This is a genomic window from Actinoplanes sp. NPDC051388 (genome assembly GCF_055586225.1).
This window is the reverse complement of record NZ_JBVJIP010000002.1, coordinates 227,080-247,475: the sequence shown is the minus strand read 5'-3', so window position 1 is coordinate 247,475 and position 20,396 is coordinate 227,080. Positions and strand designations below refer to the sequence as shown.

The 20,396-nt window shown below is 69.7% G+C and carries 21 protein-coding genes; 13 read left to right on the top strand and 8 right to left on the bottom strand.

The genetic code is table 11. From position 1 onward, the window contains the following. Window positions 1–109: 109 nt before the first annotated feature. Window positions 110–577, bottom strand: a complete 468-nt coding sequence (locus tag ACZ6TI_RS05365; RefSeq protein WP_465343752.1) for a DUF5318 domain-containing protein — start codon at window positions 575–577, stop codon at window positions 110–112. A 150-nt stretch (window positions 578–727) separates the two neighbouring features. Here ACZ6TI_RS05365 and ACZ6TI_RS05360 point away from each other — a divergent pair, with 150 nt between their 5' ends. Genes ACZ6TI_RS05360 through ACZ6TI_RS05350 form a run of 3 tightly spaced genes read left to right on the top strand, consistent with a single transcriptional unit; the run spans window position 728 to window position 3,373 of the window. Further along, entirely contained in the window at window positions 728–1,327 is a 600-nt protein-coding gene (locus ACZ6TI_RS05360) for a PadR family transcriptional regulator (protein WP_465343751.1), read from the top strand. 20 nt (window positions 1,328–1,347) lie between these two features. After that, a complete protein-coding gene (locus tag ACZ6TI_RS05355) occupies window positions 1,348–2,427 on the top strand; it encodes an inositol-3-phosphate synthase (RefSeq protein WP_465344289.1) in 1,080 nt (359 codons plus the stop codon). Window positions 2,428–2,437: 10 nt separating this feature from the next. Beyond that, on the top strand, window positions 2,438–3,373 hold the full coding sequence (locus ACZ6TI_RS05350; protein WP_465343750.1) for a hypothetical protein: 936 nt from the start codon (window positions 2,438–2,440) through the stop codon (window positions 3,371–3,373). Window positions 3,374–3,389: 16 nt separating this feature from the next. Here ACZ6TI_RS05350 and ACZ6TI_RS05345 read toward each other — a convergent pair whose 3' ends face one another. From ACZ6TI_RS05345 to ACZ6TI_RS05320, 6 genes are all read right to left on the bottom strand, one after another. After that, window positions 3,390–3,623 (bottom strand): hypothetical protein, encoded by a 234-nt coding sequence (locus ACZ6TI_RS05345; protein WP_465343749.1) that lies wholly within the window; start codon window positions 3,621–3,623, stop codon window positions 3,390–3,392. After that, on the bottom strand, window positions 3,611–3,775 hold the full coding sequence (locus tag ACZ6TI_RS05340) for a hypothetical protein (protein WP_465343748.1): 165 nt from the start codon (window positions 3,773–3,775) through the stop codon (window positions 3,611–3,613). Before ACZ6TI_RS05340 ends, ACZ6TI_RS05345 begins: the two co-directional genes overlap by 13 nt. A 118-nt stretch (window positions 3,776–3,893) precedes the next feature. Next, window positions 3,894–4,133 carry a hypothetical protein gene (locus tag ACZ6TI_RS05335; RefSeq protein WP_465343747.1) on the bottom strand — a complete coding sequence of 80 codons (240 nt, stop codon included), beginning with the start codon at window positions 4,131–4,133 and terminating at the stop codon, window positions 3,894–3,896. 12 nt (window positions 4,134–4,145) lie between these two features. Then, window positions 4,146–4,652 carry a GNAT family N-acetyltransferase gene (locus ACZ6TI_RS05330; protein WP_465343746.1) on the bottom strand — a complete coding sequence of 169 codons (507 nt, stop codon included), beginning with the start codon at window positions 4,650–4,652 and terminating at the stop codon, window positions 4,146–4,148. Beyond that, window positions 4,649–5,125, bottom strand: coding sequence for a methylated-DNA--[protein]-cysteine S-methyltransferase (locus ACZ6TI_RS05325; RefSeq protein ID WP_465343745.1), 477 nt, complete (start codon window positions 5,123–5,125; stop codon window positions 4,649–4,651). Before ACZ6TI_RS05325 ends, ACZ6TI_RS05330 begins: the two co-directional genes overlap by 4 nt. 86 nt (window positions 5,126–5,211) lie before the next feature. Further along, window positions 5,212–6,639 (bottom strand): CCA tRNA nucleotidyltransferase, encoded by a 1,428-nt coding sequence (locus ACZ6TI_RS05320; protein WP_465343744.1) that lies wholly within the window; start codon window positions 6,637–6,639, stop codon window positions 5,212–5,214. Between the two features lie 49 nt (window positions 6,640–6,688). Between ACZ6TI_RS05320 and ACZ6TI_RS05315 the strand changes: the two genes are divergently transcribed. The 8 genes from ACZ6TI_RS05315 to ACZ6TI_RS05280 all read left to right on the top strand — a co-directional run bounded on the left by ACZ6TI_RS05315 (window position 6,689) and on the right by ACZ6TI_RS05280 (window position 15,627). Next, on the top strand, window positions 6,689–7,579 hold the full coding sequence (locus tag ACZ6TI_RS05315; protein WP_465343743.1) for a hypothetical protein: 891 nt from the start codon (window positions 6,689–6,691) through the stop codon (window positions 7,577–7,579). A 59-nt stretch (window positions 7,580–7,638) separates the two neighbouring features. Continuing rightward, on the top strand, window positions 7,639–9,417 hold the full coding sequence (gene murJ, locus ACZ6TI_RS05310) for a murein biosynthesis integral membrane protein MurJ (RefSeq protein WP_465343742.1): 1,779 nt from the start codon (window positions 7,639–7,641) through the stop codon (window positions 9,415–9,417). A 122-nt stretch (window positions 9,418–9,539) separates the two neighbouring features. After that, window positions 9,540–11,150, top strand: a complete 1,611-nt coding sequence (locus tag ACZ6TI_RS05305) for a protein kinase family protein (RefSeq protein WP_465343741.1) — start codon at window positions 9,540–9,542, stop codon at window positions 11,148–11,150. A gap of 43 nt (window positions 11,151–11,193) precedes the next feature. Next, complete coding sequence (gene sigM / locus ACZ6TI_RS05300) at window positions 11,194–11,892, top strand: RNA polymerase sigma factor SigM (RefSeq protein ID WP_465343740.1); 699 nt, start codon at window positions 11,194–11,196, stop codon at window positions 11,890–11,892. Further along, entirely contained in the window at window positions 11,889–12,869 is a 981-nt protein-coding gene (locus ACZ6TI_RS05295) for an anti-sigma factor (RefSeq protein ID WP_465343739.1), read from the top strand. The genes sigM and ACZ6TI_RS05295 overlap by 4 nt, the downstream gene beginning before the upstream one ends. Window positions 12,870–13,016: 147 nt before the next feature. Continuing rightward, window positions 13,017–13,976 carry a thioredoxin-disulfide reductase gene (gene trxB, locus ACZ6TI_RS05290; protein WP_465343738.1) on the top strand — a complete coding sequence of 320 codons (960 nt, stop codon included), beginning with the start codon at window positions 13,017–13,019 and terminating at the stop codon, window positions 13,974–13,976. 20 nt (window positions 13,977–13,996) lie between these two features. Then, on the top strand, window positions 13,997–14,320 hold the full coding sequence (gene trxA, locus ACZ6TI_RS05285; RefSeq protein ID WP_465343737.1) for a thioredoxin: 324 nt from the start codon (window positions 13,997–13,999) through the stop codon (window positions 14,318–14,320). A 146-nt stretch (window positions 14,321–14,466) separates the two neighbouring features. Beyond that, entirely contained in the window at window positions 14,467–15,627 is a 1,161-nt protein-coding gene (locus tag ACZ6TI_RS05280; protein WP_465343736.1) for an N-acetylmuramoyl-L-alanine amidase, read from the top strand. An 8-nt stretch (window positions 15,628–15,635) separates the two neighbouring features. On the opposite strand, the gene ACZ6TI_RS05275 is transcribed toward ACZ6TI_RS05280, so the two are convergent. Next, window positions 15,636–16,301 carry a GNAT family N-acetyltransferase gene (locus ACZ6TI_RS05275; protein ID WP_465343735.1) on the bottom strand — a complete coding sequence of 222 codons (666 nt, stop codon included), beginning with the start codon at window positions 16,299–16,301 and terminating at the stop codon, window positions 15,636–15,638. Between the two features lie 182 nt (window positions 16,302–16,483). Between ACZ6TI_RS05275 and ACZ6TI_RS05270 the strand changes: the two genes are divergently transcribed. Then, complete coding sequence (locus tag ACZ6TI_RS05270) at window positions 16,484–17,779, top strand: aminotransferase-like domain-containing protein (protein WP_465343734.1); 1,296 nt, start codon at window positions 16,484–16,486, stop codon at window positions 17,777–17,779. Next, complete coding sequence (locus tag ACZ6TI_RS05265; RefSeq protein WP_465343733.1) at window positions 17,776–18,765, top strand: D-alanine--D-alanine ligase family protein; 990 nt, start codon at window positions 17,776–17,778, stop codon at window positions 18,763–18,765. Before ACZ6TI_RS05270 ends, ACZ6TI_RS05265 begins: the two co-directional genes overlap by 4 nt. Window positions 18,766–20,396 lie beyond the last annotated feature (1,631 nt).

Here is a 20,396-nt window from a genome sequence, read left to right as displayed (position 1 = left end):
GTGGGCTGCTTCGCCGCAGCCACCCTGTCGGATGTCAAGAATGACCGATCGATGGGCTGGATGCCCGTATCGGTCCCAGTCGTGCACACGTTAGCGAGGGGGGAATGGTTCATCGACGTCCCTCCCAGCGATGTGACGACGATCCTGTCTCGCGGTGGCGGCCCGAGGAGGACGCCGCGACAGCGGTGTCCCGTTCCAGTTCGTCGGCGTTCAATGCGTCCCTGCCCAGCAGATATTGCTCGATCAGGTGGTTCCATGCGCAGGACTGGCACACCTCCACGACGAACACCTGGAACTCTCGCAAGGTCATCGCCAGGACAGGGAGTTCCGCCAGCTTGCGGGCCTGTCCGGCGGACTGCTTGAGCTCGTCGCCATAGATGTAGTGCACCAGCGTGAGATTTTCGCGGCGGCAGACCGGACAGCGATCGTCGGTCGGCTCGCCGTGGAACCTGGCTGCGTTCTTCAAGTAGGGAGACGCATCACAGACCTCGAGAGTCCCGATCCGCCCGTGGTGCACGTCACGCAGCAACGCTCGCTTCTGTAGCGAGTAGTCAACCACCTGCCGCTGCGTCCGCACGACGAAGAGAGTACGCGGTCGGGTCCGTAACGGCGACAGTCATCACACAGCGTGGCGCGGCAGTTGCGTAGGCATGCGTGCCTTGCGCCCTGATGAGACCCGGCCTACGGTTGCGATGTATCGGGCCGATACATCGGAGAGGGGTGGCTCATGCTGGAACTGGCCATCCTGGGCCTTCTGCAAGAGGCCCCCATGCACGGTTACGAGTTGCGCAAGGAGCTCGCCACGAAGCTGGGCACGATCCGCGCGGCGATCAGCTACGGGACCTTGTACCCCACCCTCAAGCGGCTGCAGACAGCCGGCTGGATCACCGCGGCCGACACCGTGGACAGCCAGGAGGTCCCACCGCTGACCAGCCGCCGCGGCCGGGTGGTCTACAAGATCACGGCCGAGGGCAAGGAGCGGTTCGCCGATCTGCTCGCCCAGGCCGGCCCGGAGACCTATGACGACGCCGGCTTCGGCGTGCACTTCGCATTCTTCGCCCGGACCGACCGGGCCACGCGGTTGCGGATTCTCGAGGGCCGCCGCCGCCGCATCGAGGAGCGTCGGGAAGGCCTGCGAGACGTGCTCGCGCGGGCCAGTGACCGGCTCGACGCCTACACCCTCGAGTTGCAACGCCACGGACTGGACGCCTGCGAGCGCGAGGTCCGCTGGCTGGAGGAGCTGATCACGAATGAGCGCTCCGGCCGTTCCCCGTCCGGGGAGTCACCACCCCCCGCAGAACCGGATCCCCAGCAGGACCGGCCGTGATGACCAAGGAGGCAAACGCGATGGGCTCCGTCCGCGTCGCCATCGTCGGTGTGGGTAACTGCGCCTCGTCCCTGATTCAGGGCGTCGAGTACTACCGTTCCGCCGACCCGACCGACCGTGTTCCGGGTCTCATGCACGTCAAGTTCGGCGACTATCACGTGGGCGATGTGACGTTTGTCGCAGCGTTCGACGTGGACGCCAAAAAGGTCGGCATGGACCTGGCCGAGGCGATCGTGGCCAGCGAGAACAACACGATCACGCTGTGCGACGTGCCGCCTACCGGGGTCACCGTCCAGCGTGGACCGACCTTCGACGGTCTCGGTCAGTACTACCGCGAGATCATCGACGAGTCGTCGGCCGAGCCGGTCGACGTGGTGCAGGCGCTGCGCGACGCTGAGGTCGACGTGGTCGTCTCCTACCTGCCGGTGGGCTCGGAGCAGGCGGACAAGTTCTATGCCCAGGCCGCGATCGACGCGGGCTGCGCCTTTGTGAACGCGCTGCCGGTCTTCATCGCCTCCGACCCGGTGTGGGCGCAGAAGTTCACCGACGCCGGCCTGCCGATCGTCGGCGACGACATCAAGAGCCAGGTCGGCGCCACGATCGTGCACCGGGCGCTGGCGAAGCTGTTCGAGGACCGCGGGGTCGAGCTGCTGCGCACGTACCAGCTGAACTTCGGCGGAAACATGGACTTCATGAACATGCTGGAGCGCACCCGCCTGGTGTCCAAGAAGATCTCCAAGACCCAGTCGGTGACCAGCCAGATCCCGCACGAGATGGTGAAGTCCGACGTGCACATCGGCCCGTCCGACCACGTGCCGTGGCTCGACGACCGCAAGTGGGCCTACATCCGGCTGGAGGGGCGCAGCTTCGGCGACACCCCGCTGATGGCCGAACTCAAGCTCGAGGTCTGGGATTCGCCCAACTCGGCCGGCGTGATCATCGACGCGGTCCGCGCCGCGAAGATCGCCAAGGACCGCGGCGTCGGCGGCCCGATCCTCAGCGCCAGCTCCTATTTCATGAAGAGCCCGCCGGAGCAGTACAACGACCACGACGCCAAGGAAGCCGTCGAGGCCTTCATCCGGGGCGAGATCGAGCGCTAGGCTCCGCCACGTGACGCACCTGAGGGGTCGAGCCGCTGTCGGTTCGGCCCCTCGCGCCTTCTTGATCGCCACCTGCTGCGGAGTCGCCCTGACCGCGGCGATGGCGGCCTGCGCCCGCCAGGGCAACACCCCGACCGGTACGCCCACAGCACCCACCTCGGTGCGGGTGGAGGCATCGGCAGTCCCGGCGCCGGCCGAGTCCTTGTCGCTGATCCCGGTCCCGCCCGGCACCGCCAAGAAGAGTTGCGCCGCCTCAGCCACCCGCGAGCCACCGAGCACCGTCCCACCGCAGCGCTCCCGCGGCACCGGCCCGAACGACGCCGGCCAGCCCAGCGCGGGCCCCCGAGGAGCCGGCCCCAACGACGCCGGCCAGCCAAACTCCGGCCCCCGAGGCGCCGGCCGACCCGCCACGGCAGCCCGGCCCACCAACCTGACCCGATCCGCCGACCTGACCCGATCCGCCGAGCTGACCCGGCCCACCAACCTGACCCGATCCGCCGAGCTGACCCGGCCCACCGAGCTGACACTGGCCGCTGAGCTTTCACGGACCGACGGGAGCGGCGTCGCCGTGAACCGGCAGGCCGCGGCACCCCTGCCGCGAGCCACCGACGACGCCGAGGAACGGCGCCGCAAGGCGCTGGAATCGCTGCGGACCCCGGTGCCACGCCGAGGCGAAGTGCCGGCGGCCGCGATCCCGGGAGCCGAAGCCTGCGTCCGCCTGCTCCAGATGGAACTCACCCTGCTGGGCGCCTCGGCCGACACACCACCCGCCGACGCCTCGATCAAGGCGATCCTGCTCAAGGCGGGCCTGCGCGCCCCGGTGATCGGGCCCGGCCAGACCTTCGCCGCCTCAACCGGAAGCGCCTGCATCGTCGGCAAGTTCACCGACACCAAGCCGACCATGGAGATCGCCCCGCTCGGCCCTGGCGGCAGCTGCGCCCCATGAGCCCGGCGGCGCTTCGTCAGCCCGCCAGTTTCAACAGCCTCGTCGCCCGATCGCGCGAACCCTGCGCGCGCAGGCGGTAGTGCTGCTCGTCGTCGAGATCACCCCGGTCACGGGCCGCCTCGGCGAGCTCGTCCCACATCTCCCAGCCGTCCCGGAAGCTCGCGACCGCCGGCGCGACGATGGCTCGTCGCAGGACCGTCAGGTCCTGCTTCTCCGGCACCGTTTCCATTCGCTCTCTCACCGCTTCCATCCGTCGATCCTCCCCAGGGTGTACCAACCCTCGTCCAGCTCGATCTGCAGCTCCTCCGCGGTCTGCCGATGCATCCGCACTTCGTTGCGCAGACGAGTCACCCGCCCGATCACGCGCTCGCGCTCAGCGTCGCGCTCTCCCCGCGAATCCATGACCCCATTTCTACGCCCGGCCATTGTCGCGAGTCAAGGTGACCAGCGCCATGTTGACGCAGGATTTCGTTGTCGCGGAACGCTTTGCGCGCGGATCACTCCAAGCTGGACAAACTCGTCACGACCCGCCACGCCGCCGCAGTGGGTCGCCCGGCGCCGGGGTGTCGACCGCTCGCTGGTCGTGGATCACGATCTCCTGGTTGAGCATCTGCGTGTGCGGCCGATAGACCAGATCAACCGGCCCCATCAGCTCACGCCCGACCCCGCGCCGCCGCACCCGCACGGCCAGCCACCACAGCGCGGCCAGCACCACCACGAGCACCACGACGAACACCAGCCACGGCACCACCGCTCCCACGAAACCCACTCCTCAGCTCGGCCGGTCGAGCACCATCAGCGATCCCTCGGCGCCATAGAACACGCCGTCGCGCAGGTGCCGGAACCCCAGCTTTGACAGCACGTGCCGGGACGCCGCGTTTTCCGTGCGGACCGTCGCCACGATGCGCGGCAGCTTGATCGTCTCGAAGCCGAACTCCAGGCAGGCCCGCGCCGCCTCCGTCGCATAACCCTGCCCCCAGGCCGACCGGCCCAGGTAATAACCCAGCTCCACGTCGTCGGTGCCGTCGAGCCGCTGGATGCCGGCGTGCCCGATCACCTCGCCGGTCGCGATCAGCTCGACGATCCACATGCCGAAGCCGTTCGCCTCCCACTCCTCGAGCCTCTCCGCCCACCGGCGCAGGCTCTGGGCCAGCGGGAACCTGATGTGCGCCCAGGTCACCTCGGGATCGTCGTCCACCGCGGCCCGATGCGCGGCCAGATCCTCGGCCCGGAACTCGCGCAGCCGCAGTCGCGCCGTGGTGACGACCGGAATCGTCATCCCCAGGACCTTTCCAGCGCGACGCGCGCCTCCAGCTCGAGCAGCCGGCGCTTGCGGTCGATGCCGCCGCCGAAGCCCACCATCTTGCCGCCCGCCCCGACCACCCGGTGGCAGGGCACGATCACCGGCACCGGGTTGTGGTTGCAGGCCGTGCCGACCGCGCGGGCCAGCCCCGGATCGCCCAGCGCCGAGGCGATCTCGCCATAGGTGATCATCTCGCCATAGGGGATCTTCGCGATCTCGGCCCACACCGACCGCTCGAAGTCCGACCCGCCGACCATCCGCACCGGCACGGTGAAGTCGGTCAGCCGCCCGGCGAAGTAGTCGCGCAGCTCCTCGTCTGCCAAGTGCGCCGTGGTGGCGAGCGGCACACCCTCGAACGCACCGGCCGCGCCGAACCGCACGCCCACCACCGTGTCGCCGTCGAGCGCGACACCGAGCGGGCCGATCGGGGAGTCCACCACGAAGTCCATGGCGCAAGTCTGCCCGGGGGCTACGACAAAACCGAGCCGGCCGAGGTCGATGACCGAAACCCGCGACCACGGGCCGCACAGACCGGTCAGTTCAGGCCTTGCTCGCGGGCCCACTTCAGCAGCTCGGCCTCGGCCTCGTCGCGGGGCAGCGGCCCGCGCTCCAGCCGCAGTTCCTTGAGGAACTTCCAGGCTTTGCCGACCACCGGCCCGGGCGGCACCCCGAGCAGCTCCATGATCGCGTTGCCGTCCAGGTCGGGCCGCACCCGGGCCAGGTCCTCCTCGGCCGCGAGCCGGGTGATCCGGTCCTCGAGCGCGTCGTAGTCCGCCGCCAGCTGCGCGGCCTTCCGGCGGTTGCGGGTGGTCACGTCGGAGCGGGTCAGCTTGTGCAGCCGCGGCAGCAACTCGCCGGCGTCGGTCACATAACGACGCACCGCGGAATCCGTCCACTCGCCGCGCCCGTACCCATAGAAGCGCAGGTGGAGAGCGACCAGCTCGACCACGTCGGAGATCGTGTCCTTGGGGTAGCGCATGGCCTTCATGCGCTGTTTGGTGAGCCGCGCGCCGACCACCTCGTGGTGGTGGAAGCTGACCCGGCCGTCGCGGCCGACGTCCTTGGTGGCCGGCTTGCCGACGTCGTGCATCAGCGCGGCCATCCGCAGCGTGAAGTCGGCGCCGCCGTCGCCCTCGAGCCGGATCGCGTTTTGCACCACGATCAGCGTGTGCTCGTAGACGTCCTTGTGCTGGGCGTGCTCGTCGATCTCCAGCTTGAGACCGCTGAGCTCGGGCAGGAACCGGTCGGCCAGCCCGGTGTCGACCAGCAGCCGCAGCCCGAGCACCGGATCGGCGCCGCAGAGCAGCTTGGTGAACTCCTCGCGGATCCGCTCGGCGGTGATCCGGTCGAGGTCGGAAGCCATGTCCCGCATCGCCGAGATCACGGCGGAGTCCACTGTGAACCGCAGCTTCGAGGCGAACCGCGCGGCCCGGAGCATCCGAAGTGGATCATCAGAGAAGGACATCTCGGGCGCGGCCGGCGTGCGGATCAGGCCGGCCGCGAGATCGCTCAACCCACCGTACGGATCGGTGAACTCGTGCCCCGGCACGGACACCGCCATGGCGTTGATCGTGAAGTCCCGCCGCTGCAGGTCGTCGAGCAGATTGGTGCCATAGGTCACGGTCGGTTTGCGGGTCACCCCGTCGTACGCCTCGGCCCGGAAGGTGGTGATCTCGATGCGCAGACCATCCTTCTGTACGCCGATCGTGCCGAAGTCGCGCCCGGTCTCCCAGATCGCGTCCGCCCAGCCCTTGACCACCGCCAGCGTCTGCTCGGGATGCGCGTCGGTGCAGTAGTCGAGATCGTCGCCGAGCCGGCCCAGCAAGGCGTCCCGGACCGACCCGCCGACCAGGTGCAACTCGTGCCCGGCGTCGGCGAACCGGCGCCCCAGCTCGTCCGAGACGGGTGAGACGCGAAGCAGCTCCGCAACGGCGTTGCGCTGCGCAGAATTCAGTACAGACATGGGACGACCAGGGTATCGGTCGTGGCGACGGCCGCCCGAAGCGGGCAGGATGGGCGTCGTGCCCGTTCCCGCGGCGCTGCGCCACCTCAGCGAGGATCCCGCGTTCTGGGCCGCCATCCTGACCGGCGCCGCCCCCACCTCGTCCACGCTCCCACCGCTGCGCGTCTCGTTTCCGGTCGCCGGCGGCTACGGCCTGGTGCTCGACCTCGACCCGGCGGCGGGGGAGCGCACCCTCGGCCTGCGCGGCCCGGCGACCAGCGAGCCGGCCCAGCTCGGGTGGACCGGCCCGGGTCTGCCGGTGCCCGCCGCGCTGCGCTGGTGGGAGCTGGAGATGTGCGCCCGGGTGATCGCCCTGGAGGATCCGACGCTGCCGCATCCGGGCCTGGTCGTGGCGCTGCTCTCGCAGTTCGCGCCGCCGATGCCGGAGGACGACGCGACGGCGATCGCGGCGATCCGCGCGGCCGCCTACCGCTCCCTGAAGCACCCGCCGCCGGAGACCCCGCCGGCCACCGCGCACGACCAGCCGCCGCTGCCGTTCTTCACCGATCCGGTCTGGTGGCCGGAGCCGTCCCTGCAGGTGCTCGACGAGGACCAGATCACGACGTATGTGACAGCCGTGACGGTGGTCACCGACGTACGCAGCGGCCCGCGCTTCCCGCAGGACGATCTCGACCGGATGCTGCGCGGCGCCGACGAGCGGCTGTCCCGGCTCGGGCGTGAGCCTGGTTACGCCGACGGCCGCCCGCTGGCCCGCCGGATCACCGCGACCGGCGACCTCGGGCCGGTGCCCGAGCTGGTCAGCGTGCTGACCGAGGCGGGTTGCGACCATCCGACCGTGCTCGACGCGCTGAGCGAACCACTTGTGCCGGTGGAGGCATGCTGGATGGTCGAGACGCTGGCCGGCGCCGCACCGGGCACGCTGCTGCGTCACCACGTATGACATCGTTTCCCCGATCCAGCACCTCGATCCATCAACCAGCCGATTTTGCGGAGGACAGCGTGACCGGCGGCCTCTACCGCAGCTCGCAAGCCGCGGACGACGGCGCACCCGAGGCTGCCCCGGAGCTCCTCGAGCCCGAGCCGGTGCACGCGACGCAGGCCGACCCGTCGTTCGAGCGGCCGGCGCTGGAGGATCCGGGGCTGGTCGCCAGCGAGGACGCGGGCAGCGAACCCGAGTCGAGCACCGCCGGGCAGAGCGCGATCATGGCGGCCGGCAGCCTGGTCAGCCGGGTCATCGGGTTCGTCCGGAACGCCCTGATCGGCATGACGCTCGGCTTCACGGTCGGTGACGCGTATACGAGCGCGCAGTTCCTGCCGAGTCAGATCTATGAGTTGCTGCTCGGCGGGATCCTCTCCAGCGTCCTGATTCCACTGCTGGTCCGGCGGCGCAAGGCCGATGCGGATGGCGGGCAGGCGTACACGCAGAAGCTTTTGACCTTTGCGATCGTCAGCCTCGGCATCGCGACCGTGCTGGTGGTGGCGGCCGCCCCGCTGATCACCTGGATCCAGTCCGGTTCGGGCACCAGCGACGACTACCGCGAGCTGGTCACGATGTTCGCGTGGCTGATGCTGCCGATCATCTTCTTCACCGGCCTGTCCGCGCTGATCGGCGCCGTCCTGAACGTCCGCGGGCACTTCGCCGCCCCGATGTGGGCGCCGATCCTGAACAACCTCGTGGTGATCGCCGCGTGCGGCCTGTTCCTGCTGCTCTTCGGCTCGGACGGCGACCTGACCATCGCCGACATGACGCCCGGCATGGTCGCGGTGATCGGCGGCGGCACGTTGCTCGGCATGATCGTGCAGGCGGCCGGTCTGCTGCCCGCGCTGCGCCGAGTCGGTTTCACGTGGAACTGGCGCTGGGACCCGCGCGGCCTCGGGATGGGAGAAATCGGACGACTGGCCGGCTGGATGCTCTGCTACGTCGGAGCCAACCAGCTCGCTGTCTTCCTCGTCGTGCGGCTGCTGAGCAGCGGCACCGGCGACAACCGGGCGAGCACGCTGGCCTACAACAACGTCTACCTGCTGACCATGATGGCGCACGGGATCATCGGCGTGTCGGTGATGACCGCGCTGCTGCCCAAGATGAGCGCGGCGGCGGCCGACGGGCGCCTGTCCGAGGTGAGCGCCGACCTGAGCCGCGGCATCCGGCTGGCCACCACGGCGCTGGCCCCGATCGCGGTGGCCTACGGCGTGCTGGCCACCCCGATCGCGGTGACCCTCTTCCAGGGCGGCAACTACAACTACGACCAGGCGTACGCGACCGGCACGGTGCTGGTGGCCGGCTCGCTCGCGGTGATCCCGCTGTCGATCAGCTACCTCTGCACCTATGCCTTCTATTCACTGCAGGGCAACAAGACGGTCGCACTGATCAACCTGCCGGTCGTCGCGCTCCGGATCGCCGGTTACCTCGTGCTCGCCGCGCTGCTGTCCGAGACGCTCGCCGCGGCCGGCATGACGGCCGCCAACGCGATCTCGTACGCGCTCTCCGCCGTGATCTCGCTCGTGGTCCTCCGCCGGCGCATCGGGCGCCTCAATCTCGGCTCGCTGGTCGGCGCCCTGCTGAAGGTCGTGGTCGCCGCGATCGTGGCCGCCGGGCTCGGCATTCTGGTCGTCCGGTTGCTGCCCGGCGGCGCCGAGCCGAGCCGGGTCGAAGCCCTTTTGCAACTTCTTGCCGGTGGCGCGGTGATCATGGTCGGTTACCTCGGCACCGCCGCGATCCTGCGCGTTCGGGAGATCAGTCAGGTGACCGGCATGGTCCGCCGCAAGCTCGGCAGGTGAGTTGCTGTGGACAACGTGTGGATATCGCCCTGATCAGCTAGTTCATCGGCACCATTCGGACTAATCACCCCAGCCAGCGTGCCCTGCGTCGATGCCGCGCCAGGGGGATGACCTGTGGGGCGATGGCGGCGGGCGGGTATGGTCGCTCTGGACACGTGTGCACCACCGAGGGAGGACGGGTGACCCAGGTCGGCGAAGGCCAGGAGACCACGGCCGATGAGGCCGGTCCGGTCATGACCTTCGGTGCACCCACCGTCGGTGAGATCTTGGCGGAGCGGTACCAACTCGAGGAACACGTCAACGACGACAGCGCCGGCCGTCAGGTGTGGCGCGGCATCGACGTGATCCTCCGCCGCCCGGTCGCGGTCGTGCTGCGCCACCCCGGTGGCGACTCGGCGACCGAGATGCTGCAGGCCGCGGTCGCCGCGAGCCGCGTGATCCATCCCAACCTCGCGGGTGTCTACGACGCCATCGACGAGGGCGAGCGAGCCTATGTGGTGCGTGAGTGGGTCGAGGGCGAGGCGCTGCGCGAGCTGGTCGCGTCGGAGGGCCCGCTGGACCCGGCCCGCGCCACCGCGATCGCGCACTCGATCGCCGACGCCCTGGCCGCGGTGCATGCCACCGGCATGGTGCACGGCAACGTCCACCCCGGCAGCACGCTGATCGCCGACGACGGCCGGGTCGTGCTGGCCGACGCCCGCGCCGACTCGGCGGACAGCGCCGAGGGCGACGTGCGCGCGGTCGGTGGCCTTCTTTACTACGCGCTCACCGCACACTGGCCGCACACCGAGACCCGCGCGTCCACGTTGCCGGACGCGAATCGGGACGGGAACGGCGCTCCGTCGGCGCCGCGGCAGATCCGGGCCGGGGTTCCGGCCTACCTCGACGACCTGACGATGGACCTGTTGGACAAGCGGGTCGCCGCGCCCGAGGCCGACGCGCTGGCCGCCGAGCTCGACCGGCTCGACTCGGCCGACGACGACTATGAGGACGTCGGCCCGCTGCGGTTCACCCAGAGCAGCACGACGTCCGAGCCGATCCGCAGCGCCCGCAAGATCGTGATCGGTGTCGCCGGGCTGGTGGTGATCGCGCTGATCGGCCTGGTCTTCGGCATCCGGGCGATCAGCAACTCCGGGCAGCCCGATCCGTCCGGCACCACGCAGGCCGGCAACCCGCCGGCCGGTTCGACCGACGGCGCGGCCGGCGACCCCAGTGCCCAGCCCGAGGGCCCGGCGCCGCAGAAGATCCCGCTGACCGCCGACATGGTCCGCATCGTCGACCCGCCGAACGGCTCCCGTGACGACACCGGCGAGGCCAAGTTCACGGTCGACGACGACCCCGAGTCGGGCTGGGAGACGCAGCGCTTCAAGCAGTCCAACTTCGGCAACAACAAGCCGGGCATGGGCGTCCTGATCAACCTCAAGGAACCGCGCACGATCAGCGACCTGCGGGTGGAGACCTCGGCGCCGCAGGTGGCGATGGACATCCGCACCGGCACCAGCGACCCCGGCGACAACACTCCGGGCGACGGCCAGATCGTGCAGGGTTACACGCGGCTCGGCGAGGAGGAGGCCGGTGCCAAGACCGACGGGACCAAGGAGGTCTTCTCGGTGTTCGACCCGGACAAGAAATACCAGTACATCCTGGTCTTCCTCACCGACCTGCCCGCGGCGGACGACGGTCGCGGCGGCTTCAAGGTCTCGGTGACGAACATCGAGGTCTACGGTTCCTGACCGCGGGCCGCGGCCACTCGCGCGGTTCGACTAGATTCTCAGCGTGACCACCGGCGGCACCAGTGACGGCGTCATCGGCGCGGACCCCACCGTGCCGAGCGACGCCGACCTCCTGCGCGCCCACGTCGAGGGTGACAAGGACGCGTTCGGCGAGCTGGTCCGCCGGCACCGCGACCGGCTGTGGGCGGTCGCCCTGCGCACGGTCGGCGACCGCGAGGAGGCCGCCGACGCGGTGCAGGACGCGCTGCTTTCGGCCCATCGCGCGGCCGCCCGGTTCCGCGGCGACGCGCAGGTCACCACCTGGCTGCACCGCATCGTGGTGAACGCCTGCCTGGACCGCGTGCGCAAGCGCCAGACGCATCCGACCGTGCCGCTGCCGGACGGGCAGACGTTGTCCGGTCCCGAGCCCGCCGCGCCGGTCGCCGACCACGACACCGCGCTCGTGGTGCGCCAGGCGCTGGCCGAGTTGCCGGTCGAGCAACGGTCCGCACTGGTGCTGGTGGACGTGCAAGGTTATCCGGTCGCGGAGGCCGCGCTGATCCTCGGCGTCGCGGAGGGCACTATCAAAAGCAGGTGTGCGCGCGGGCGGGCGCGGATGGCGCTGCGGCTCGGCCACCTGCGCAAGGGAGACGATGGTCACGAGCCGTCCGGGAACCATCCGCCGGCCGGTCGCGTCCCATCGGGGTCGGTTCAGGCTTCAACGACAGTGCAGGACACGGCTGAGGGGAGGGATCGCCGATGACTTCCGAGGAGTTCGGCGCGGTCGACATCGATCTGCTCGCCGACTACATCGGCGGCGCCCTCGACGATCCCGAGCAGCAGCGGGTGGACCGGCTGGTGGCCGAGGACCCCGAGTGGCGGTCGGCCTTCGCCCTGCTGTCGCCGGGCATGGCCCAGGTGGGGCTCGAGCTGGGTGCGCTGGGCGCGGCCGCCGAGCCCATGCCAGACGACCTTTCGGTACGGCTGGACGCCGCGTTCACGGAGTCCGATCACGCGTCCGCCGTCACGCTGATCGACGAGGAGCTGGCCGAGCCGACGGAGCCGCATCTCCTGCCCTCGCGGGGCGGTCGTCACCTGGTCTCCGTACCCACCGGGTCGTCGGCCAAGGCCGGACCTCGCCGGCGCCGCCTCCGCTGGGCCGCACCCATCGCCGCGGCCGCGGGGGTGCTGGCCTTCGCCGGCTTCGGCACGGCCTATCTGTCCGGTCGCAGCGACTCCCCCGAGAGCACGGCCGCGGGCAACAGTCAGGCCGACGAGGCCGCCGCGGCCCCCATGATGGCCGACCAGTCCGGTGGAGGTGTGGGCCTGGTCACCGTCCCCGGCGACGGCCAGATCGGGGCCAGCAACGCCGACTACTCGGCGACCTCGCTGGGCTTGGAGCCGGCCGCCGGTGCGGTCGGGGTGCAGGGCGAGTCGGCCGGCAGCGAGCGCAGCAGCGCGGCGCCGAAACGCCAGGTCTACGACTCGGGCAGTGCGCCGGCCGGCCTCGAGCGCCTGTGGGCCCGCGACGCGCTGACCGCCTGCCTCCAGGCCGTGGCGCAGGAGAACGGCGCCGGCCCGATCGCCGTGCAGAGTGTCGATTACGCCCGCTATGAGGGCGCCCCCGCGCTGATCGTCCGCTTCACCGCGGCCGGCGCCGGCTGGGCCTGGGCGACCGGTCCCGATTGCGGCGCGCCCAATCTCGGCAGCCAGGTCCGCCAGACGATGCGGGTAGGCTGAGAAACCTCGGATTTACGACCCGGTGACCCCCGCCACGGCTGTCCGCCGTCCGGGAATGGCGCGCGTCCGGCCTGACGTTCTAGGGTGCGGCTGAGCTTGTGGCCATGCCGCCGGGAGACCCGGCGGAGACAGACTGAGGAGTCGGCAGTGGACGAGGTCCGAAACCTGATCATCGTCGGATCGGGACCGTCCGGTTACACCGCGGCGCTCTACGCGGCCCGGGCCAACCTGAAGCCGCTGGTCATCGAGGGTGTGCAGTCCGGTGGTGCGCTGATGACCACCACCGAGGTGGAAAACTTCCCGGGATTCCCCGACGGCATCATGGGCCCCGAGCTCATGGACAACATGCGCAAGCAGGCCGAGCGGTTCGGCGCCGAGTTCCTGACCGACGACGTCACCCGCGTCGAGCTGGGCGAGCGGCCGACCGAGCCGGGCGCCGAGGGCCTCAAGACGGTCTATGTCGGCGAGACCGAATACTTCGCCCGGGCCGTCATCCTCTCCACCGGTTCCGCGTGGCGGCCGCTGGGTGTGCCCGGTGAGCAGGAGCTGCTCGGCCACGGTGTCTCGTCCTGTGCGACCTGTGACGGCTTCTTCTTCCGCGGCCAGGACATCATCGTGGTCGGCGGCGGCGACTCGGCGATGGAGGAGGCGACCTTCCTCACCCGCTTCGCCGAGAGCGTGACCATCGTGCATCGGCGGGACTCGTTCCGGGCCAGCAAGGTGATGGCCGCTCGCGCGCTGAACAACCCGAAGATCAAGGTCGAGTGGAACTCCGTGGTCGAGGAGGTGCTCGGCGACGACGGCAAGGTGGTCGGCGCGCGCGTGCGCAACGTGCAGACCGACGAGACCAAGGTCCTCGACGTGACCGGCGTCTTCGTCGCGATCGGCCACGACCCGCGCAGCGAGCTGTTCAAGGGCCAGGTCGAGATGGACGACGAGGGCTATGTGAAGGTCGACCACCCGAGCACCCGCACCAACGTCGCGGGCGTGTTCGCGGCCGGCGACCTGGTCGACCACACCTACCGGCAGGCCATCACCGCGTCCGGCACCGGCTGTGCCGCCGCGCTGGACGCCGAGCGCTTCATCGCTTCATTCATCGAGCTGTGAGTTCTTCAGGAGGTCTGCACGTGGGAGCAACCAAGGCGGTCACCGACGCGACGTTCGCCGCTGACGTGCTGCAGTCGGACAAGCCGGTGCTGGTCGATTTCTGGGCCGAGTGGTGCGCGCCGTGCCGCAAGGTCGATCCGCTGCTCGCCGAGATCGCCACGGAAATGGGCGACAAGGTGCAGATCGTCAAGGTCAACATCGACGAGAACCCGGAGACGGCTCGTGCGTACCGGGTGATGTCGGTGCCCACGCTGACCATGTTCAAGGGCGGCGAGCCGGTCAATTCAGTGGCCGGGGCCAAGCCCAAGGGCGCCCTGATCAGCCTGATCGAGTCGGCTTTCTGATCGGATGGATCGGACACCCCGCGTTCACTGAGCGCGGGGTGTTCTTTTCGCTGCCCGTCCGGTGGTCCGAACCAGCGGTGGCTGGGTAGTACGCTCCGGAACGTCTGTCACTTAGGCCGCTGCCTATCGATCTAGAGGAGCCGCGAGTGCGTGCGATCCGACATGGAGCGACCGGACCGGCCGTGACCGAGATCCGGTCGATTCTGGTCGCGCTCGATCTGCTGCCCGCCTCCGACGGCACTCCCGATCTCTTCGACGCGGAGACCGAGCGCGCCATCCGGGCATTTCAGCAGAGCCGGGGCATCGGGGTCGACGGCATCGTGGGCTCGGAGACCTGGCAGGCGCTCGACGGCGCCCGCTGGAAGCTCGGCGCGCGCACCCTCTTCCACTCGGTGCCGTCCGCGCTGGTCGGCGAGGACGTCCGCGCCCTGCAGGAGCGCATGCTCGAGATGGGTTACGACAGCGGACGCGCCGACGGGATCTATGGCGCCCGCACTGCCCGCGCGGTGGCCCAGTTCCAGCGCGAGGTCGGCCTGACCCCGGACGGCTCGTGCGGCCCGCAGACCATGAACGCGCTGCGTCGCCTGGGCCGTAAGGTCGTCGGCGGCCGGCCGCAGTGGCTGCGCGAGGCCGAAGCCTTCCGCCAGTCCGGGCCGAACCTGGTCGGCAAGACCATCGTGATCGACCCCGGGCACGGCGGCGCGGACGACCTCGGCGTGGTGGTGCCCGACGGCCCGCTGCGCTGGACCGAGGCCGACCTGGTCTTCGACGTGGCCGCCCGGCTCGAGGGCCGGCTGGCCGCGGCCGGCATGCGCGTGCACCTGACCCGTGGGCCGTCGCCGGCCGGGCCGATGACCGGCGCGCAGCGGGCCGAGCTCGCCAACGGGCTCGGCGCCGACCTGCTGATCTCGCTGCACCTGGACGAGAACTCAAACCAGGACGCCGAGGGCGTGGCGACGTATCACTACGGCACCGGGAACGGGCTCACCTCGACCGTCGGCGAGCGTCTAGCCAACCTGGTGCAGCGCGAGATCGTGGTGCGCACCGGCATGCAGAACTGTTCGATCCACGCGAAGACCTGGGAGCTGCTGCGGCTGACGCGCATGCCCGCCGTACGCGTGGATCTCGGGTATTTGACCTCGCCCAAGGATCGGGACCGTTTGGTCAACCCGATGTTCCGTGAGCAGATCGTCGAAGCGATCCTGGCCGCTGTGCAGCGCATGTATTACCCGGTCGAGAACGATGTGCCGACCGGGTCGATCGATGTGCGGCAGCTGCGGATGGCGCTTTCGTCGCGGCGGGCCTGAGTTCCCTTTTACTGCTGAGTGCTGCGCGTCGCGGTGGCCGGGCGGACCGGGCGCAGCAACGTGTCCGGGCTCATCGAGCCGAGCAGCTTCTCCAGTGCATATTCCACATCGGACTTCCAGGAGAGTGCGGTGCGGAGCTCGAGGCGCAGGCGGGGGTAGCGCGGGTGTGGGCGTACCGTTTTGAAGCCCACCGAGAGGAAGAAGTCGACCGGCGCGACGCAGCCCTCCTCGCCCTCACCGGCCTCGCCGAATTTGGCATCGCCAAAGGCTTCGATCGCCTTGACCCCGCGCTTGGTGAGGTCGCGGGCGACGCCCTGGACGAGCATCCGGCCGAGCCCGCCGCCGGCGAACGCGGCGACCACGTGCGCGGTCATCAGGAGTGCGGCGTCGGCGCTGACCGGGCTGGTCGGAAAGGCCATCGAACGCGGGACATAAGCCGGTGGAGCGAACATCACATAACCCGCCGGCATGCCGTCGACATAGGCCAGCTTGCCGCAGGAACCCCACTCGAGCAGCGTCTGTGAGACCCAGGCTTCCTTTTCGAGGCCGGGGTCACCGGATGCGCAAGCCCGCTCGGCCGCCACCGGGTCGAGCTCCCAATAAACGCATTGCCGACAAGGCCGCGGCAGATCCTCGAGCGTGTCGAGGGTCAGGCTGACCAGGCGTCGCGACATGGGCGGGCCCCTCATCGTGATTTTCCGGACGCCTGCTCCTCTGCGCCCCCGACGGATCCTACGCTTCTCACTCCTTGATCGGACCGTAATCATCAGGCTGACGAGTGGGGCTCGTGGCTAGCATGAGGCGGTCTCTGCTTTCTTCGTTGTTCTTCGTTGTTCTTCGTTTTTCGGAGGGGTTCATGTCAGGCACGACGCAGGATGACTACACGGATCGGTATGCGCGGCGGGTCCGGGGGATGACCACTTCCGAGATCCGCGCCCTGTTCGCGGTGGCCAGCCGGCCCGAGGTGGTGTCGCTGGCCGGTGGTTCGCCGTACATCGCCGCGCTGCCGCTGGACGCGGTGGGGGAGATGCTCGGCCGGCTCGCGTCGGAGCACGGCACGACGAGCCTTCAGTACGGCATCGGCCAGGGCACGGTCGACCTGCGCGAGCGGATCTGCGAGGTGATGTCGCTGTCCGGCATCGAGGGCGCCTCGCCGGACGACGTGGTGGTGACGGTCGGCGGCCAGCAGGCGCTCGACCTGATCGCGCGGCTGTTCCTCGACCCGGGCGACGTGGTGCTCGCCGAGGCTCCGACCTATGTCGGCGCACTCGGCGTGTTCCAGGCCGCCCAGGCACAGGTGCGGCACGTGGCGATGGACGCAGAGGGCTTGATCCCTGGCGCTCTTTCCGAGGCGATCGCGGCGACCGGTGGGCGGGCGAAGTTTCTGTACACGATCCCGACCTATCAGAACCCGGCCGGCGTGACGCTGTCCGAGGCGCGGCGGGAAGAAGCGCTCGATATCTGCGCGCGGCACGGGCTGCTGGTGGTCGAGGACGATCCGTACGGGATGTTGAGCTTCGAGGGCGACGCGCCGCTGCCGCTGCGAGCCCGCCGGCGCGAGGGTGTCTTCTATGTGAGCACGTTCTCCAAGACCTTTGCACCCGGGCTGCGAGTGGGGTGGATCCTGGCGCCGCATGCCGTGCGGGAGAAGCTGGTGATGGCCAGCGAGGCGTCGATCCTGTGTCCGTCGGCATTCGCGCAGGGTGCGGTGGCGCAATATCTGGCGACGATGCCGTGGCGCGAGCAGATCAAGGTCTATCGCGAGGTCTATCGGGAGCGGCGGGATGCGTTGCTGACCTCGCTGGATGACCTGATGCCGTCGGGGACGACATGGACTCGGCCGGCCGGTGGGTTGTTTGTGTGGGTGACGCTGCCGCCGGGGTTGGACTCCAAGGCGATGATGCCGCGGGCGATCGCCGCGCGGGTGGCCTATGTGCCGGGGACCGGTTTCTATGCGGATGGTGGTGGGCGCTCGCATATGCGGTTGAACTTCTCGTTCTCCGCGCCGGATCGGTTGCGGGAAGGGGTGCGACGACTTTCCGGGGTGATGGAGCAGGAGTTGTCCATGCGCGCTGTGTTCGGGTCGCCATCGAGTCCTCGCCGGCATCGTGGGTCTGCTGCCGCGGATGCTCCTGGGCCGGATCTCGCATGAGCTCTCGCGGGGTCGCTGTTTCACGTGAAACGGTGTCGGATCTTCAGGTGCTGGTGCTTGCCGGGGGGCTGTCCTACGAGCGGGATGTGTCGCTGCGGTCGGGGCGGCGGGTTTTGGATGCGCTGCGGGGGGCGGGGATCTCGGCTGACATGCGCGATGCCGATGCCTCTTTGCTGCCTTCGCTTGCCGGGGATCCGCCCGATGCTGTCGTGATTGCTCTGCACGGGGCGACGGGGGAGGACGGGTCTTTGCGCGGGGTGCTGGACCTTTGCGGGGTTCCGTACGTCGGTTGTGACGCCCGCGCGTCCCGGTTGGCTTGGGACAAGCCGTCGGCGAAGTCGATGCTTCGCGAGGCGGGCATCCCGACGCCGGATTGGGTGGCGATGCCGCACGACCGTTTCTCGGAGCTGGGCGCGGTGGCGGTGCTCGATCGCATCGTGTCGCGGCTCGGGCTGCCGCTGATGGTCAAGCCGGCGCAGGGCGGTTCGGGCCTGGGCGCCGCGGTGGTCCGGGAGGAGTCGGCCCTGCCGGCCGCGATGGTCGGCTGTTTCGGGTACGACTCGACGGCGCTGGTCGAGCGGTTTGTGCCCGGCACCGGTGTCGCGGTCTCGATCGTGGACCTGGGGTCGGGGCCCGAGGCTCTGCCCGCCGTGGAGATTGTGCCGCGCGACGGGGTCTATGACTATGCGGCGCGGTATACGGCGGGATTGACCACGTGGCATGCGCCGGCCCGGCTCGAGCCGGCGGTGGCGTCGCTGGTGGCGGAGACGGCGTTGGCGGCGCACAAGTCGCTGGGGTTGCGCGATCTTTCGCGGGTTGACCTGATCGTGGATGAGGCGGGGGAGGCGCACGTGTTGGGGGTGAACGTCTCGCCGGGGATGACGGAGACGTCGTTGCTGCCGTTGGCGGTGCAGGCTGCGGGGCTGAATTTTGGCGAGATCCTGACGACGTTGGTGGTTCGGGCTTCGTCCCGTACTGCGGGCTGAGGCGGGGCATTGGTGGAGGGCGAGGGCGGGGGTCCTCGCCCTTCGCGCTGCTTGCTGCTCGTTGCGTTGATCGCCTTCCGATCCGCGCGCCTTTGGTGGGGTCGCTCCCGACAATGCCGGTCTCGCCGCCGCCGTGGACTGCTTCAGGGCCTTCCGGGCTCTTCCTGAGGCACCGGGGTGCACGGTGGTGCTCAAGCCCATCGCCGAGCTCGCGCCAAGCACCGACCCGAACCGCCGCCGACTGGCTTCGTTGGTCGGCAATCCCAGATATGGCTACCTCGCGTTTCAGCCCGACGATCGCAGCGGGCTGGCACGAGAAGGACGCCTTCCAGGTGCCGCACAGAGCCTCTCGCCTTCGCTAACTGATCAGCCGCAGCCCGCGAAGTCTCGCCGCGCATCCGATCGAGACCGGGCCACGCCGCCAACGGGCACTCGGTGAGGCTGCGCTCAGCGGCACGGTCAACAAACCCAGTTTCGCCATTGCTGGGGGGATCAGGCTCCAGTCGCGCAGCCGGGCTTGCATCATGCCGATCTGGCCCTGCTGGGTCGTGGCGAGGTCGGCGGTGGCGGACGACGGCGGAGCCGGCGTGGGCCACCCGCTTGCTCCAGCCCGCTATCACGTATCTGCGCTAGACCTTTCGGCTCCGCACGAAACCTCGTCTTCACCGACTGATGGCACCGCAGCCCGCAGTTCTCCACACGTTCGACGGCCGCGCCCCTCAAGCGTTCGCCGCTCAACACGGATCGTGGTTCGCAGATTGCCGGACAGCCTGCCCGTCCCAGCGTCGACAACTCGACGGACCGTGGGCCTCACGTGCGGCAGCAGACGCGACCGGCCAGCACCGCTGAAGTAACCGGCCGACCCGACCGCGAACGGGGGTCGGCGCCCCGGCACCGCCATCGTCGGCCAAACCAGCCCGCAAGCGTCAGCGCGCTCCAACAGACGTGACCGCCCGGCACTGCTGAACGAACCGGCCAGCCCAGCCGAAAAGGGTAGGCGCCGCGGCTACACAACCGCCGTCCAAGCCGGCCCGCAAATGTCAGCGCGCTCCAGCACCAGACGCGACCGGCCAGCACCACTGAAGTAACCAGCCGACCCAACCGCGAACCGGGTCGGTGCCCCGGCAACACCATCACCGCCCAAACCAGCCCGCAAGCGTCAGCGCGCTCCAACAGACGTGACTGCCCGGCACTGCTGAACTAATCGGCCGACCCAGCCGAAAGAGGCTAGACGCCGCGGCTACACAACCGCCGAACAAGCCAGCCCGCAAGCGTCAGCGCGCTCCAGCAACAGCCTCGACCAGCCAGCACCGCCGAAGTAACCAGCCAACCCAACCCCGAATCGGCTCGGCGCCGCGGCAACGCCATCGTCGGCCAAGCCAGCCCGCAGCCCGTCAGTCTGCTCCAGCAACAGACGCGACCGTGCCAGCACCACTGAAGTAACCAGCCAACCCAACCGCGAACCGGGTCGGCGCCGCGGCAACGCCACCGCCGGCCAAACCAGCCCGCAGGCGTCAGCGCCTCAACAGACGTGACCGCCCGGCACTGCTGAACTAACCGGGCCAGCCCAGCCGAAAGAGGCTAGACGCCGCGGCAACAACCCCGCCGACCAAGCCAGCCCGCAAGCGTCA

What these genes read in the sequence shown, in the direction of transcription:
- ACZ6TI_RS05315 (WP_465343743.1), top strand. Translation starts at nt 6,689, where the DNA reads ATGGGCGTCGTGCCCGTTCCCGCGGCGCTGCGCCACCTCAGCGAGGAT.
- ACZ6TI_RS05295 (WP_465343739.1), top strand. Translation starts at nt 11,889, where the DNA reads ATGACTTCCGAGGAGTTCGGCGCGGTCGACATCGATCTGCTCGCCGAC.
- ACZ6TI_RS05325 (WP_465343745.1), bottom strand. Translation starts at nt 5,125, where the DNA reads ATGGACTTCGTGGTGGACTCCCCGATCGGCCCGCTCGGTGTCGCGCTC.
- ACZ6TI_RS05360 (WP_465343751.1), top strand. Translation starts at nt 728, where the DNA reads ATGCTGGAACTGGCCATCCTGGGCCTTCTGCAAGAGGCCCCCATGCAC.
- ACZ6TI_RS05330 (WP_465343746.1), bottom strand. Translation starts at nt 4,652, where the DNA reads ATGACGATTCCGGTCGTCACCACGGCGCGACTGCGGCTGCGCGAGTTC.
- ACZ6TI_RS05355 (WP_465344289.1), top strand. Translation starts at nt 1,348, where the DNA reads ATGGGCTCCGTCCGCGTCGCCATCGTCGGTGTGGGTAACTGCGCCTCG.
- ACZ6TI_RS05340 (WP_465343748.1), bottom strand. Translation starts at nt 3,775, where the DNA reads ATGGATTCGCGGGGAGAGCGCGACGCTGAGCGCGAGCGCGTGATCGGG.
- ACZ6TI_RS05265 (WP_465343733.1), top strand. Translation starts at nt 17,776, where the DNA reads ATGAGCTCTCGCGGGGTCGCTGTTTCACGTGAAACGGTGTCGGATCTT.
- ACZ6TI_RS05320 (WP_465343744.1), bottom strand. Translation starts at nt 6,639, where the DNA reads ATGTCTGTACTGAATTCTGCGCAGCGCAACGCCGTTGCGGAGCTGCTT.
- ACZ6TI_RS05275 (WP_465343735.1), bottom strand. Translation starts at nt 16,301, where the DNA reads ATGTCGCGACGCCTGGTCAGCCTGACCCTCGACACGCTCGAGGATCTG.
- ACZ6TI_RS05305 (WP_465343741.1), top strand. Translation starts at nt 9,540, where the DNA reads ATGGCGGCGGGCGGGTATGGTCGCTCTGGACACGTGTGCACCACCGAG.
- ACZ6TI_RS05345 (WP_465343749.1), bottom strand. Translation starts at nt 3,623, where the DNA reads ATGGAAGCGGTGAGAGAGCGAATGGAAACGGTGCCGGAGAAGCAGGAC.
- ACZ6TI_RS05270 (WP_465343734.1), top strand. Translation starts at nt 16,484, where the DNA reads ATGTCAGGCACGACGCAGGATGACTACACGGATCGGTATGCGCGGCGG.